The 13,157-nt window shown below is 63.5% G+C and carries 15 protein-coding genes; 7 read left to right on the forward strand and 8 right to left on the reverse strand.

The annotated features are described in order from the left end of the window. Positions 1–34: 34 nt before the first annotated feature. The gene (gene hemE, locus H8A95_RS04225; RefSeq protein WP_229182050.1) at positions 35–1,081 is read right to left on the reverse strand and encodes a uroporphyrinogen decarboxylase; all 1,047 of its coding nucleotides are present in this window, start codon (positions 1,079–1,081) and stop codon (positions 35–37) included. Positions 1,082–1,217: 136 nt separating this feature from the next. On the opposite strand from hemE, the gene H8A95_RS04230 reads away from it, so the two are divergent. After that, positions 1,218–1,403 (forward strand): hypothetical protein, encoded by a 186-nt coding sequence (locus H8A95_RS04230; protein ID WP_229182051.1) that lies wholly within the window; start codon positions 1,218–1,220, stop codon positions 1,401–1,403. 94 nt (positions 1,404–1,497) lie between these two features. Here the strand turns inward: H8A95_RS04230 and H8A95_RS04235 are convergent, their stop codons facing one another. Genes H8A95_RS04235 through H8A95_RS04245 form a run of 3 tightly spaced genes read right to left on the reverse strand, consistent with a single transcriptional unit; the run spans position 1,498 to position 3,900 of the window. After that, complete coding sequence (locus tag H8A95_RS04235; protein WP_229182052.1) at positions 1,498–1,788, reverse strand: PilZ domain-containing protein; 291 nt, start codon at positions 1,786–1,788, stop codon at positions 1,498–1,500. Positions 1,789–1,814: 26 nt separating this feature from the next. Beyond that, positions 1,815–3,485, reverse strand: a complete 1,671-nt coding sequence (locus H8A95_RS04240) for a pilus assembly protein TadG-related protein (RefSeq protein ID WP_229182053.1) — start codon at positions 3,483–3,485, stop codon at positions 1,815–1,817. Position 3,486: 1 nt separating this feature from the next. Next, entirely contained in the window at positions 3,487–3,900 is a 414-nt protein-coding gene (locus H8A95_RS04245; RefSeq protein WP_229182054.1) for a TadE/TadG family type IV pilus assembly protein, read from the reverse strand. Positions 3,901–4,296: 396 nt separating this feature from the next. Between H8A95_RS04245 and H8A95_RS04250 the strand changes: the two genes are divergently transcribed. Further along, positions 4,297–5,184 (forward strand): LysR family transcriptional regulator, encoded by an 888-nt coding sequence (locus H8A95_RS04250; protein ID WP_229182055.1) that lies wholly within the window; start codon positions 4,297–4,299, stop codon positions 5,182–5,184. 32 nt (positions 5,185–5,216) lie between these two features. Here the strand turns inward: H8A95_RS04250 and H8A95_RS04255 are convergent, their stop codons facing one another. Together H8A95_RS04255 and trhO are read right to left on the reverse strand one after the other, a co-directional pair. Then, positions 5,217–5,432 carry a SlyX family protein gene (locus H8A95_RS04255; protein WP_163160512.1) on the reverse strand — a complete coding sequence of 72 codons (216 nt, stop codon included), beginning with the start codon at positions 5,430–5,432 and terminating at the stop codon, positions 5,217–5,219. Then, complete coding sequence (gene trhO, locus H8A95_RS04260; protein WP_229182056.1) at positions 5,425–6,177, reverse strand: oxygen-dependent tRNA uridine(34) hydroxylase TrhO; 753 nt, start codon at positions 6,175–6,177, stop codon at positions 5,425–5,427. The genes H8A95_RS04255 and trhO overlap by 8 nt, the downstream gene beginning before the upstream one ends. 171 nt (positions 6,178–6,348) lie before the next feature. Here trhO and ggt point away from each other — a divergent pair, with 171 nt between their 5' ends. The 3 genes from ggt to H8A95_RS04275 are packed head-to-tail and all read left to right on the forward strand — an operon-like array spanning position 6,349 to position 9,483. Then, positions 6,349–7,935: a gamma-glutamyltransferase gene (gene ggt, locus H8A95_RS04265; RefSeq protein WP_229182057.1), complete on the forward strand. Its 1,587-nt coding sequence runs from the start codon at positions 6,349–6,351 to the stop codon at positions 7,933–7,935. A 35-nt stretch (positions 7,936–7,970) separates the two neighbouring features. After that, complete coding sequence (locus H8A95_RS04270; protein WP_229182058.1) at positions 7,971–8,429, forward strand: FKBP-type peptidyl-prolyl cis-trans isomerase; 459 nt, start codon at positions 7,971–7,973, stop codon at positions 8,427–8,429. Positions 8,430–8,475: 46 nt separating this feature from the next. Beyond that, positions 8,476–9,483 (forward strand): D-2-hydroxyacid dehydrogenase family protein, encoded by a 1,008-nt coding sequence (locus tag H8A95_RS04275; protein WP_229182059.1) that lies wholly within the window; start codon positions 8,476–8,478, stop codon positions 9,481–9,483. A gap of 57 nt (positions 9,484–9,540) precedes the next feature. Here the strand turns inward: H8A95_RS04275 and H8A95_RS04280 are convergent, their stop codons facing one another. Further along, positions 9,541–9,756, reverse strand: coding sequence for a CsbD family protein (locus tag H8A95_RS04280; RefSeq protein ID WP_229182060.1), 216 nt, complete (start codon positions 9,754–9,756; stop codon positions 9,541–9,543). Positions 9,757–9,918: 162 nt separating this feature from the next. On the opposite strand from H8A95_RS04280, the gene H8A95_RS04285 reads away from it, so the two are divergent. Next, a complete protein-coding gene (locus H8A95_RS04285; protein ID WP_229182061.1) occupies positions 9,919–10,437 on the forward strand; it encodes a cupin domain-containing protein in 519 nt (172 codons plus the stop codon). A 140-nt stretch (positions 10,438–10,577) separates the two neighbouring features. Further along, a complete protein-coding gene (locus H8A95_RS04290) occupies positions 10,578–11,315 on the forward strand; it encodes an enoyl-CoA hydratase/isomerase family protein (RefSeq protein ID WP_229182062.1) in 738 nt (245 codons plus the stop codon). Positions 11,316–11,445: 130 nt separating this feature from the next. Here H8A95_RS04290 and H8A95_RS04295 read toward each other — a convergent pair whose 3' ends face one another. Then, positions 11,446–12,972: an amidohydrolase family protein gene (locus H8A95_RS04295; protein ID WP_229182063.1), complete on the reverse strand. Its 1,527-nt coding sequence runs from the start codon at positions 12,970–12,972 to the stop codon at positions 11,446–11,448. Between the last annotated feature and the right edge of the window lie 185 nt (positions 12,973–13,157).

The raw sequence follows: 13,157 nt of genomic DNA on the forward strand, positions 1-13,157 counted from the left end.
TCAGGATGACGGTGATGGAGTGGGCTACGAGGCCTCAGCCCTTATACGCGCGGACCCGCGCGACCATCTGCTCGACATGGGCGATCGGCGTCTCCTGGAGGATGCCGTGGCCGAGATTGAAGATCAGCCGGCCCTTGCCGAAATTCTCCAGCACGTCGTCCACCGCGCGGTCGAGCGTGGCGCCGCCCGCAATCAGGGCCAGCGGATCGAGATTGCCCTGCACCGTGACGCGGCTCTGTACGCGCTCGCGGACCATTGACGGTTCGGTTGTCCAATCGATCGAGACGGCATCGACGCCGGTTTGCTCGACATAGGTCGGCAGCATGCCCGCGGCACCGCGCGGAAACCCGATGATCCTGGCACCGGGGACCTGCTTGCGCACCCCGGCAACGATGCGCCGGGTCGGCTCGATCGACCAGCGGGCGAACTCGCGCGGCGGCAGCACGCCGGCCCAGGTGTCGAAGATCTGCAGGCAGTCGGCGCCGGCCTTCAACTGACCCACCAGATAGTGAATCGAGTTCTCGACCAGGACGTCGATGATCCTGGCGAACGCGTCCGGATGGCGATAGGCGAGCATCCGCGCGGGGGCCTGGTCCGGCGTGCCTTGTCCGGCCACCATGTAGGTCGCAACCGTCCACGGCGCGCCGCAAAAGCCGATCAGCGCAATCTCGGGCGCAAGCTCGCGCCGGACCCGGCGCAGCGCTTCGAACACCGGCTCGAGCTGGTCGAAATTGGCCTCGGTAGCCAGTGTCGCGATCTCGCCAGGCGTCGCCAGCGGATCGAGCCGCGGCCCTTCGCCTGCCTCGAAGCGTACCGAACGGCCGAGCGCGTAGGGGATCACCAGGATGTCGGAGAAGATGATCGCGGCATCGAAGTTGAACCTGCGGATCGGCTGCAGCGTGACCTCGGTCGCGAATTCGGGCGTGAAGCAGAGATCGAGGAAGCCGCCCGCCTTGGCGCGCAGCTCGCGGTATTCGGGCAAATAGCGTCCGGCCTGCCGCATCATCCAGAGCGGCGGCACGGCCTGCCGGTGGCCCGACAGGACGTCGATGAATGGCTTCTTGGTGGGATCCTGGGGCACGTGGCTAGTTCCTGAGCACGGTCAAAATTTGCGCCCCTGATACACGCTGCGGCGCAATGGGCCAAGGCGGTTCTGGAACCCCTGTTTGCGCGGGCGCGTTGTCCTCGGCAGCTATTTCGGGGAAAGGAGTGACGAGATGGCCGAGAAATTCGATCCTGCCCCGCATGACAAGCATGCCGAGAAGCCGCACGAGGCGCGGGCTGTCGACCGCAAGGCGCGCTCCCGGCTGAATGAGGGATTGGAGGAAACCTTTCCGGCCTCCGACCCGGTCAGCGTGACGCAGCCCGCGCCGTCGAAGCACGACGGCAATCGGGACAATTAGCTGGTATATCCCAGCGGATGCTAACCACGATGCAAATGAGTTCGACCAGCCGGGGAACGATTGGCCGCCCGCATATCGTGGTCGTCGGAGCAGGCTAGATCGGGCCGCCTTCGGGGCGCTGCATCCGGTCGAATTCAAACGTCACGCCGAGCCGGCGCTCCAGACGCCAGACCAGAATGCAGTGCCGCCGGATCGGCTCGCTCTCGATCTCGAGATCGAATGCGAACGGGATTGCGGCGTCGCTCTCCACGGCGAGCCCTGCGCCTCCGGTCGAGATGTTGAGCACGAGGCAGTCCACGCTGGTGTTGCGGAAGAAGATCGCTCCGCGCTTCATCAGGGGCGTTCGCTGGCTGTCGGTCTTGTATCTTCTTATTGTTGTACTCACGGCGGTCTCCTACCCCCGATCGCGCCTCAGTTCACCAGCACTGCGCCGTCGCAGCGGATGCCCAGCACCCAGACGTCGACCTGGCCGAGCCCGATGCCGAGCGTCGAGAGCAACGACGCCAGCACCTGATCGATCGGGCTCGTCACGGCGTTCAGGATACCCATCACCAGCGCGCCCAACCCCGGGATCGGAAGCCCGAGCGGGCCGACATTGATGGTGAGCGAGAGGTCGCCGAGCAGGGTTCCTGTCAGCGATGACAGGAAGTTCGTCGTCGTCACCGTCTTCTTGGTCCCCGACTGGATGTCGCTGTAGCTGAAATTGACGTTGGTCGGCGTGGTGTTGCCCATGCCGGCATGGGCGAGGCCGGTGACGGTGACGAGACCGAGATTGACCAGCATCGCGGGCGGCGGATTGGGCTTGGTGGTGAAGTTGGTCATGTCGGCGGCCGTGACGTTGCCGATCCAGGCGTCCACGATCCCCGGCGTCACGCCGATCGTGACCTGCGAGGTGCTGATGTCCGGATGGCCGCAGGACACTGCGTTCAGCGTCGCGGTACCTGAGGCGACCTCGACATAGACCGGGAGGTTGATCGTAGAAACGCTGCCGGAGCCGAGCACGGTGATCGTGGCCAGGATCCTGGTCTGCGCGGTGTGGACGCTGACGCCCTGGGTGCCTATCGCGATCCAGCTCGAGCCGACGGGGCGCTCGCCGATCGTTGCCATCACGGACACGTTGGCGATACCGGGCAGGCCGAAATTCACCGAGGTTGCGATCTGATTGCTGCCGTTGGCGATCTGCGCCACCGTGTTGATGAGGTCGAATACCGAGACGCTGGCGCCGACCTTCGGTTTCTGCCCGACCGTGAGGTTGGCAAAGGGACCGAGGTCGATCAGGGTACCCGGCGAAATCTTGGTTGAGGAGCCGGTGACGGCCTGCGAGATCGTCGACAGTGCGGTTGTCGCTGCGGTCGCGCCGTTGGTGATCTGCTGTGTGGTCAGCGCGGCGGCCATGAGATCGCCGACCTTGACGTTGCTGCTCAGCAGGTCGCTATAGGTGACGCCGGTCAGGTTGACCCGGGTTGCCAGCGCCGACAGGAAGTCCAGTGCGTCGATCTTGGCGCTGATCAGCGAATTGTAGTCCATCACCGAGAGCGACAGCGAGGTGCCGAGCATCGAGCCGAGCAGTGCATTGATCACGCCGCCATTGACCGAGAGCAGCCTTGAGCCGATCTCGAACGTGGCCATTTCGGTCGATGTCGCGGTGGCGGTCGTCTTGATGGTGAAGCTGTTCGCGCCGGTCAGATAGCGCGCGAAGTAGAGCGGGGTCTGCGTGTTCAGCGTGACGCGCGCGGCATTGGGAATGCCGACCGCCGGGGTCACGAACCGGGACTGCGGCGCGATGGCGCTGTTGGCGGTGTAGGTCCCTGTCTCGACCTTGACCAGCGCGCTGGCCGGATAGTTGTTCTGCGTCACCGTCGCGGTGGCGGCGTTGACCGGATTGCTCAGGTTGGCGGCGGCAAAGATCGCGGCGAGGTCGGCGGTGCTCTGCGTCTTGCGCCGGTCGGCGAAGATCGAGCCGAGGTCGATTGCAAGCCCGGCGCACCCGATGACGAGCGTCATCAGGCCGGCTGAGATCATCGCAAAGTTTCCCCGCTCGTCGGCGCTGAAGCGCCGCATCAGCATGAGGATGCCTCCCATCCTAGAACCCTCCGTACTGAATAGCCGCGGAGCGGGCGATGGTGCTCGCAGGCTTGGGTATGAAAGGAAGGCTGTAGATGAAGTTGCCGGCCGCGTTGTAGTTGACCGTCACGACGTAGACGTTGGCGTTCGATGGGGACGGCGCGGCATTGACCGTGAGATTGCTGGCAACGAGCAGCGGATAGGTCGATGCGTTGGCGGTGACGTAATTCGTCGCGAGGCTGTTGCGTTCGGTGTCGGTCATTCCAGCGATGGACGACCGCGCCGCTTCGGCGGCGAGTTGCTGGACGCCATGCACCATGGCGAGATAGGAGCCGAAAACGATGATGCCGAAAATGAAGGCGAGAAACAGCGGCAGCATCAGCGCAAATTCAACAGCTGAAGCGCCGCTTCGACAGCGAAATAACCTGGTCATGGCACACCTCGAAACGCAAGCTACGGCGTCACGTTGCGAGGCTTTGATTAAGGAAAACTATGAAAACGCTTCCGCGAATCAGTGACGGCAATTCAGGCGAATGGCAGCCCCAGAACTGATTGGGGGCGCGGTACGTTATGGGGCGATCAGAATCTTGGATGCCATGTCCGCAGAAACCCGGGGGCCGACGGTGCCGTGGTGCTGCGTGTGTGTGCAGATGTAGTCGTCCGATACCGTAGCATTACGTGGCAATGCACGTAACAATACATATGATCTGCAATTGCAGTGGCATCGCGTCAAATTGAAACTAAACGAAAGTGCAACCAAATGTTAGTATAGCTGAATCACATACTGGAGAACGTAATTGCGTCCCGTGCTGAGATTGGAGGGCTCGCGATGCACAGACCACGTCAGCATTTGAATATTCCTACTGAGATCGTTCGTACCGTCGTTGCGATTGCAGAGACGGGAAGTCTATCGAAGGCCGGCGAACGTCTCGGCCTCAGTCAGCCGGCGATCAGTTCGCAGGTCAAGCGACTGCAGAGCCTGGTCGGTGGCGCGCTGTTCGTTAGAACGGCAAACGGCACGACAACCACTGAGCTCGGCAAGGTCGCCGTGCAGCAGGCAAGGCGAATCCTCGAAGCCAACGACCAACTGCTTCGGCTCGGCGGCAATCATGAAGGACCCCAGCCGTTGCGGCTGGGAATTAGCACGATGCTTGCCGAGGAATTCCTCAAGCTCCATCCGGCCGACGCACTCGCCGATGTGCTGGTTCACGCCGACATGTCGCCGATCGTCATCAGAGGATTGATCGACGGCTACGTCGACATCGCCTTCGTCTACAGCAACCCTTCGCTGGAGAACGAACACGAGGTGACGATCGCCGCCGAGGCCGACGAGCGCTCGGTGTGGGTCCGGTCACGCGATTTTGTTCTGCGGCCGGGCGCCCCGATCCCGATCCTGGCGTGGCCGGGTGACGACTGGATGATCCGGACGCTCACCAAGCACAACATTTCCTACAAAATCGTGTTCAGGAGCCCGAACCACCAACTGCGACTCGAAGCCGCACGGGCCGGATACGGCCTGACGGCATGCCCCGAGCGGATGATCCCGTCTTCGTTGATCTCGGCGAAGGACTATTATCTTCCGGAGCTTCCGTTGCAGAAGCGCCTGCTGTGTGTGCGCCCGGGGCTCGAGGGAAGCCGCGCGACGGCGATGGTGCAGCGGTTGTCCAGCCTGTTCTTCAGCGGCGCGAAGCCCATGCGTCAGGTGAGCAACATGTAGTGCGGTGTGCCGCCGCATTCCGGCGGCACCGATCAATAATGCGGTGGTCGCTCGTTGGCCGGGCCTGGACCTTGGCGTTCGGCCTCCTGAAGCCGGTCGCGCAGTTCGGCGATTTGGCGGGTTAGCGCGTCGATCTGCTTCCATTGCGCCGTGATGGTCTGGTTCAGCGTCTCGATGGCTTCGTCCTGGTAGGTCAGGCGGACCTCCAGCGCGTCGATCCGCTCGCTCAGTTTTGCCGCGTCACTCATGGACGGCGTCCCGGTCTCCACGCTCGGACAGGCCGTGGCCAAGCGCGACACGTTCGTCGAACACAAAGCAGTCGCCGCGCCAGCGGCTGTCCTGCTGCGGGGTTTCCTCGAGATATCTGAGGATGCCGCCCTTGAGGTGATAGACCTCGCCAAATCCTTGCGCGAGCAGATAGGCGCTCGCCTTCTCGCAGCGGATGCCGCCGGTGCAGAACATCGCAATCCTGCGGTGCTTCGCCGGATCGAGGTGCCGCGCGGCAAATTCCCTGAATTGTCCAAAGCTCGCGATCCTGGGATTCACCGCGCCTTCGAAGGTACCCATCGCGACCTCGAACGCGTTGCGGGTGTCGAGCACCATGACGTCGGGCGCCGCCATCAGGTCATTCCAGTCGGCTGGATCGACATAGGTGCCGACCTGCCGCGTCGGATCGATCGTGGTGTCGCCGAGCGTCACGATCTCCTTCTTCAGCCGCACCTTGAGCCGTTGGAACGGCATCTGCGCGGCTTCGGAGAATTTCAGCTCAAGATTGTGGAGGCGGCCGCCGAACAGCGGCCCGTGCCTGAGCTCCGCGATGAAGTCATCGATGGCTTCGTCGGTGCCGGCAATGGTGCCGTTGATGCCCTCATGGGCGAGCAGCACGCTGCCCTTGAGATCGAGCTCGGCACAGCGTGCGCGCAGCGGCTCGCGCAGTGCGCGGAAGTCGGGCAGCGCGGCGAACTGGTAGAAGGCGGCGACCTTGAGGGGCATGGCCGGGGTTTATCAGGCCGGCCAGGCCGGCGAAACCCCGCAAAGCCATGCATTATCGGGATAATTCCTCTGGCATGCCATGCATTGCCCTGCCGGGGATGAATGTGCCATGTACCTGCATCCTTCCGCCGCTACAGCATCAGACCATCACGATCAAGCGAGCTCTCCGTTATGAGGAATTTCCACTTCGCCGGCCGTTCCACGGTCCACGCCCAGAACGCGATGGTGGCGACGTCGCATCCGGAGGCGGCGCTGGTGGCCATCGAGGTGATGCGCGAGGGCGGCACGGCGGCGGACGCTGCGGTCGCCGCCTGCGCACTGCTCGGCGTCATCGAGCCGCAATCGACCGGCATCGGCGGCGACTGCTTCGCGCTGATCCAGCCGAAGGGCGAGGGCAAGATCACGTCCTACAACGGCAGCGGCCGGGCGCCGATGGCGGCCACCGCCGACTGGTACCTCGAACGCAAGATCCATTCGGTGCCGCTGACCTCGGCGCATGCCGTCAGCGTTCCCGGCGCGATCGATGCCTGGGACGCGATCCTCAGGGATCACGGCAAGTTCGGCTTCGACCGGCTGCTGCAGCCCGCGATCAAGGCCGCCGAAGAGGGCTATGTGGTCGCTCCGCGCATCGCCTTCGACTGGAAGAACGGCTTCGAGAAGCTGAAGAACGGCACCAACACCGAGCGCTATCTGCTGCCGCACGGCAAGCCCGCGGTCGTCGGCGACGTGATCCGCCAGCCCGAGCTCGGCAAGACGCTGCGCGAGATCGCGCAAAAGGGCCGCGACGCCTTCTATAGCGGCGAGATCGCCGCCGACATGGTCGACACGCTGCGCGGCATCGGCGGGCTGCACACGCTGGAAGACTTCGCCGCGCATTCGACCGAGACGACCTTGCCGATCGGCACGATGTACAAGGGCCACGACGTCTGGCAGTGCCCGCCGAACGGCCCCGGCATCACCATGCTGGTGATGCTCAACATCCTGTCGCGCTTCGACCTGACCAAGTTCAAGCCGCTCAGCGTCGAGCGCTTCCACCTCGAGGCCGAGGCGGCGCGCATCGCCTACATGATGCGCGAGCAGTATATCGGCGACCCCCAGCACGCGCATGTCGACGTTGCCGGCATCCTCTCCAGGGAGTTCGCCGACGAGCACATCAAGAATATCCGGATGGACCGGCTGCTCGAACTGCCGAACGTCGCACCGCCGATGAACCCGTCGACGGTCTACATCACGGTGGTCGATAAGGATCGCAACGTCTGCTCGTTCATCAACTCGATCGCGCATTCGTTCGGCTCGGCGATCGTCTCCGACAAGACCGGCATCCTGTTGCAAAACCGCGCCGGCGGCTTCCGCATCCAGCCCGGCCATCCGAACTGCATCGCGCCGGGCAAGCGTCCGCTGCACACCATCATTCCGTCATTGGCCACCAGGAACGGCCGTGCGGTGATGCCGTTTGGCGTGATGGGCGGGCAGTATCAGCCGGTCGGCCAGACCCGCGTGCTGACCAACATGCTGGACTATGGCTTTGACATCCAGGAGGCCATCGATATGCCGCGCGGCCTGCATTACGAGGGCGTCTACCAGCTCGAGGACTCGGTGCCGGCGGAGATCGTCGAGGGTCTGAAGAAGATCGGCCACCAGACCACCAGCGTGGTGGCGCCGCTCGGCGGCGGCCAGGGGATCTGGATCGATTGGGACAAGGGCACGCTGACCGGCGGCTCCGATCCGCGCAAGGACGGCTGCGCACTCGGCTACTGATCGAGATCGACATCAATCAAGGAAGGACGTCCAGGATGCAATCTTCACGACGCACGATCATCAAGACTGCGTTTGCCGGCCTTGCGGCGGCAGTCTCCACGTCCGTTGCCGGCGAAACGGCAATGGCTCAAACTGCAGGAAAGCCCATGACCACAGCTTCAGGCCTCCAGATCATCGACAGCAAGGTCGGCACCGGCGCCTCGCCGAAGGCCGGCCAGACCTGCGTCATGCACTATACCGGCTGGCTCTACGAGAACGGCCAGAAGGGCAAGAAATTCGACTCCTCCGTCGACCGCAACGAGCCGTTCGAGTTTCCGATCGGCCAGGGTCACGTGATCAAGGGTTGGGACGAGGGCGTCGCCTCCATGAAGGTCGGCGGCAAGCGCACGCTGATCATCCCGCCGAACCTCGGCTATGGCGCGCGCGGCGCCGGCGGCGTGATCCCGCCGAATGCAACGCTGATGTTCGACGTCGAACTGCTTGGTGTAAAGTAGGCTAGCGGCCGTCAAGTAACCGGCCCACGACAAGAGGGGCGCAGCGATGAAGATCTCGATCCTCGACGATTATTTCGACACGCTGCGCACCCTCGATTGCTTCCACAAGCTCGACGGCCATGACGTCACGATCTGGAACGATCATGTCCAGGACGTCGATACGCTCACCGAGCGGCTGCGCGACACCGACGCGCTGGTCCTGATCCGCGAACGCACCCAGATCCGCGCGTCGCTGCTCGAGCGTCTGCCGAAGCTGAAGCTGATCAGCCAGCGCAGCGTCTATCCGCATATCGACATCGACGCCTGCACGCGGCTCGGCATCATCGTGTCGTCGAGCCAGCATGCCGACACGCCGTCTTACGCCACCGCCGAGTTCACCTGGGGCATGATCCTCGCGGCGATGCGCGCGATCCCGCAACAGATGGCGGCGCTGAAGGCCGGCAAATGGCAGATCGGCGTCGGCCATACCCTGCGCGGCAAGACGCTCGGCATCTACGGCTATGGGCGTATCGGCGCCGTGGTCGCGGGCTACGGCAGGGCGTTCGGAATGAACGTGCTGGTTTGGGCGCGCGAGCCGGCGATGGTGAAGGCGCGTGCCGACGGCTACGAGACCGCGGCAAGCAAGGCCGATTTCTTTGCCCGTTGTGACGTGCTGTCGCTGCATATGCGGCTGGTCGACGCGACGCGCGGCATCGTCAAGGCGGAAGACCTCGCGCGGATGAAAGCGACCGCGCTGATCGTCAACACCAGCCGCGCGCCGCTGATCGAGCCGGGTGCGCTGGTCAATGCGCTGCGCGCAGGCCGCCCCGGCATGGCAGCTATCGATGTCTACGAGAAGGAGCCGCTGCGCGACACGTCGGACCCGCTGCTCAACATGGACAATGTGGTCTGCACGCCGCATCTCGGCTACGTCTCGCGCGACGAATACGAGATCCAGTTCACCGATATCTTCGATCAGATCTTGGCCTATGCCGCCGGTACGCCGACCAACGTGGTCAATCCGGATGTGCTGGCACATTCGGATGTGCCGACACATCCGCGCCCGCGCAGCTGACCAGCGCCGCCAATGCTCGAACGGCCGGCTCGATGGACCGGCCGTCTCATCTATCGTTCAGCGAGTCCAGTGAGCCGCTGCGGTCACCCTGTTGACTGCATGTCTGACGATCCTCTTGGCTCCGCCGAGCGCCTTCTGGCCCTTGCCCTTGGCTTGCAGGATCGCACCTCGGCCCTGCATCGCCGGAGAACCGGTGACCTTGCCAAGACGCCGTTTGAACCTGCCGATCGCCTCGTTGGCGCTGCCCTTGATCTTGTCGGTCGTGCTACTCATGAAATGACTCCTTTGGAATACCCTGATGCAACGCGCCGGGACATCGTCATGTTCCGATTTGGCGATGTTCCGACTTGGCAATGTTCCGATTTTCCGCTCGCCTGCGCGCATGCTTTTCGGTAGCGTTCCACGCACGAAATCTGGCCAACGAAAGCAAGAACGATGAGCGGTTCCCACGATCACACCCATTCTCACGACCATGATCATCACGACGACGAGCGCTGGAAGCACGACGGCGTCCGCGTGATTCCGGGCAACCAGCTCGATCCGAACGTGCCGTCGACCGCCGGCATGGACCGCAAGGCCGCGATCAATTTCGCCCGCGTCGGCGCGCAGAAATTGTGGGCGGGCACCGTCAGCATCAAGCCGGACGCCAAGACCGGCGCGCATCATCACGGCCATCTCGAAAGCATCATCTATGTGGTGAAGGGCAAGGCGCGCATGCGCTGGGGCGAGAAGCTGCAGTTCACTGCCGAAGCCGGTCCCGGCGATTTCATCTTCGTGCCGCCCTACGTGCCGCATCAGGAGATCAACGCCAGTCCGGACGAGGTGCTGGAATGCGTGCTGGTGCGCTCCGACGGCGAAGCGGTCGCGATCAATCTCGACATCGAGCCGGTCGAGAAGCCGGAGAGCGTGCTGTGGGTCGATCCGGTGCACCGGCATCCCGACGAGAAGAAATGACGTTGCAGCTGAGCTGCAACGTCATTCCGGGGCGATGCGCAGCATCGAACCTCAGGTGCGCAATTGCGCACCGGGGAATCTCGAGAGTCCGGGTTCACGCTTTGCGTGTCCCGGAATGACGGTATAGGGAGGAGGCCAGCATGACGCTCGTTCGTTACGAGAGCGCGGATCACGTCGCCACCATCACGATGACCCGCAACGAGAAGCACAACGCGCTCAACAACGCGTTGTGTACGGAGTTGCGTGACGCCTGGCTACGGTTTCGGGACAGCGACGATCGCGTCGCGGTGCTGGCTTCCTCGGAAGAGAAGTATTTCTCCGTCGGCGCCGATGTCGCCGACCTTCCCGTCAATATGTGGCACGCGGTGCCCGGCCTGGGCGTCGATCTCGACAAGCCGGTCATTGCGGCGACGTCGGGCTGGGTGGTCGGCGGGGCCTTCGTGCTGGTTCAGATGGCCGATCTGTGCGTCGCCTCCGAGACGACGCGCTTCATTTATCCCGAGGGCAAGATCGGCACGACGGCCGGAGGGGTCTCGTCGGTGATGGCACGGATGCCGCACAAGATCGCCATGGAGTTTCTTCTGGTCGGCGAGGAGATGTCGGCGGAACGCGCCTTCCAGATCGGTTTCGTCAACAAGGTCGTGCCGAAGGGACAACACGTCGCGATGGCACAGCAGATGGCCGCGAAGATCGCCGGCAATGCGCCGTTGGTGGTCCGTGCGCTGAAGAAGCTGGCCCGTGAAGCCATGCCGAAGGGGCCGCTGGAGACGGTCGCCGACGTGCGGCGGCTGCTTGACGAAGTGCGAGACAGCGACGACCTCAAGGAAGGTGTCAAGGCATTCAGCGAGAAGCGGAAGCCGAGGTTTACGGGGAAGTAGGGCGAGCCCTCACCATTTTCGTCATTCCGGGGCGACGCGTAGCGTCGAGCCCGGAATCCATCACCACAAGTTCAGCGGTGAAATGGATTCCGGGTTCTCGCTTCGCGAGCCCCGGAATGACGTGGAGAGACTACGCAAACACCCGGTGATCGATCAGACCATTCGGCACCACATAGCCGTAGCGCGTGTGTGACGGCTCGGGGCCCGCCTTCTCATACTGCGCCTTCATCATCGCGAAGCGGTCGCCCTTGATGTCGAGCATCGCGCGCTTCGGCTGGATGTTGTAGAGCCGCGCATTGTTGTCGCCGAAGATCGCGGTCTTCACCGGTCCGTCGGCGGGACCAAGCGGCGCGTAGCCGAACTTCTTCTGCATCATTTCGGGGATCTCGAGCCGCCGCAGGCCCTCGATCTGCCATTGCGGCGCACCGGTCCACAGCGCATCGGTGCCCCAGCAAATGTGGTCGACGCCGAGGCCCTTGATCAGGGTGCCCATCAGCGCGGCGCAGACATTGGGCTCGGCGACCAGCGTGGTGGCGAACAATTGCCCGACATCGCCATAGACATTGTTGACGCCATACTGCGCCGGGATGTCGGCAAGGTCGGAGGTCCAGGCGATCCGGCCGGTGCGTTCGAACTCCGCGAGCGCGACCTTCGGATCGCCGCCGACATGGCGATAGGCCGAGTGATAGATGATGAAGTTGAGCTGCGGCCAGTCCTTGGCCGCCTGGCCGACATCGGCGACGTCGGCGAAGCCGCGCAGATTCGGACATTGCTTCTCGATCCCGGGCGGGAACAGTCCCTTGTGGACGCAGATATTCTTGATGCCCGCCTTCACCATCTTCTCATAGCCCTTGTAGGCGACCTTCTCGTCGTCCAGCCGCCACGGGTAGCGGCTGATCTCCTTGTGGGTGTTGTCGCCGATCGTGTAGCCCTTGCAGGATTCCGGCCTCAGCGCCAGCGCAGCATCGAGCTTGTCGAGCCAGCCGGGCTGCCCGGGCGTGAAGATCGCGTGACAGAACACGCGGCGCGAGCCGGCCTCGTCGTTCATCTTCTTGCGCGCATCGGCCATCTGCTCGTTGGTCAGGAACCAGTCCTGCTCGATGTCCGACGGCGCCGAGGAGATCAGCGCGATCTTGGTGTCGGAATCGAGAAACATCTCCTTCTTGTAGTTGTTGAACTTCAGATCCTCGATGGTCTGCTCGTGATCGTTGAGCTCCTTGTTCCAGCCGGCCTTTCCGACCGCCTTGCGCATTTCCACGAAGCCCATGATGCGGGTGTCGTCGCGCAGGAAATGCGTGTGCATGTCCATGATGAACTGGTCCTTCAGCCCGTTGGCGCGCTCTTGCGCCATCGCGGGCGTTGCGGCTTCCGCCGGCGTCACGTCGAACAGCTCGCCGTAGACCTGGTTCATCGCGACGAAGGAGGCGGCCATGCCGGCCGCGGTCTGGAAGAATTTTCGGCGATCGAGCCCCTGCTTGCGGCCGAGATCGTCGGCCATCGCGAGCAACCGCGCCTCGACCTCGCGCTGCCGTTCGTTCTGCGGGTCGGGATAGAATTCGTCGCTGGAGACGATCTGGGTCGGGATCGGCGTCTGGTGCTGGCACAGTTCGGAGGGCATCAAGGCGGCAAGTTCTTCGTCGGTGAGATTGCTGCTCATTCTTCGCTCCCGCTTCTCGCCGGATTTTTCCGGTCGGACCGCTGCGGAGACTAGGACCAAGTCCGTTCGTCGTCCGCGCCGATTGCTGGAAGCCGCGTTCACAAAATCGTGCATCGTATCGGCGGCCGCGAGATGTGCCCGCCGCGCAACCGGACATGCGCGCTGCTATGCTCCATCGCACCGGA

It is taken from the genome of Bradyrhizobium oropedii (assembly GCF_020889685.1).
Classification (GTDB): Bacteria; Pseudomonadota; Alphaproteobacteria; order Rhizobiales; family Xanthobacteraceae; genus Bradyrhizobium; species Bradyrhizobium oropedii.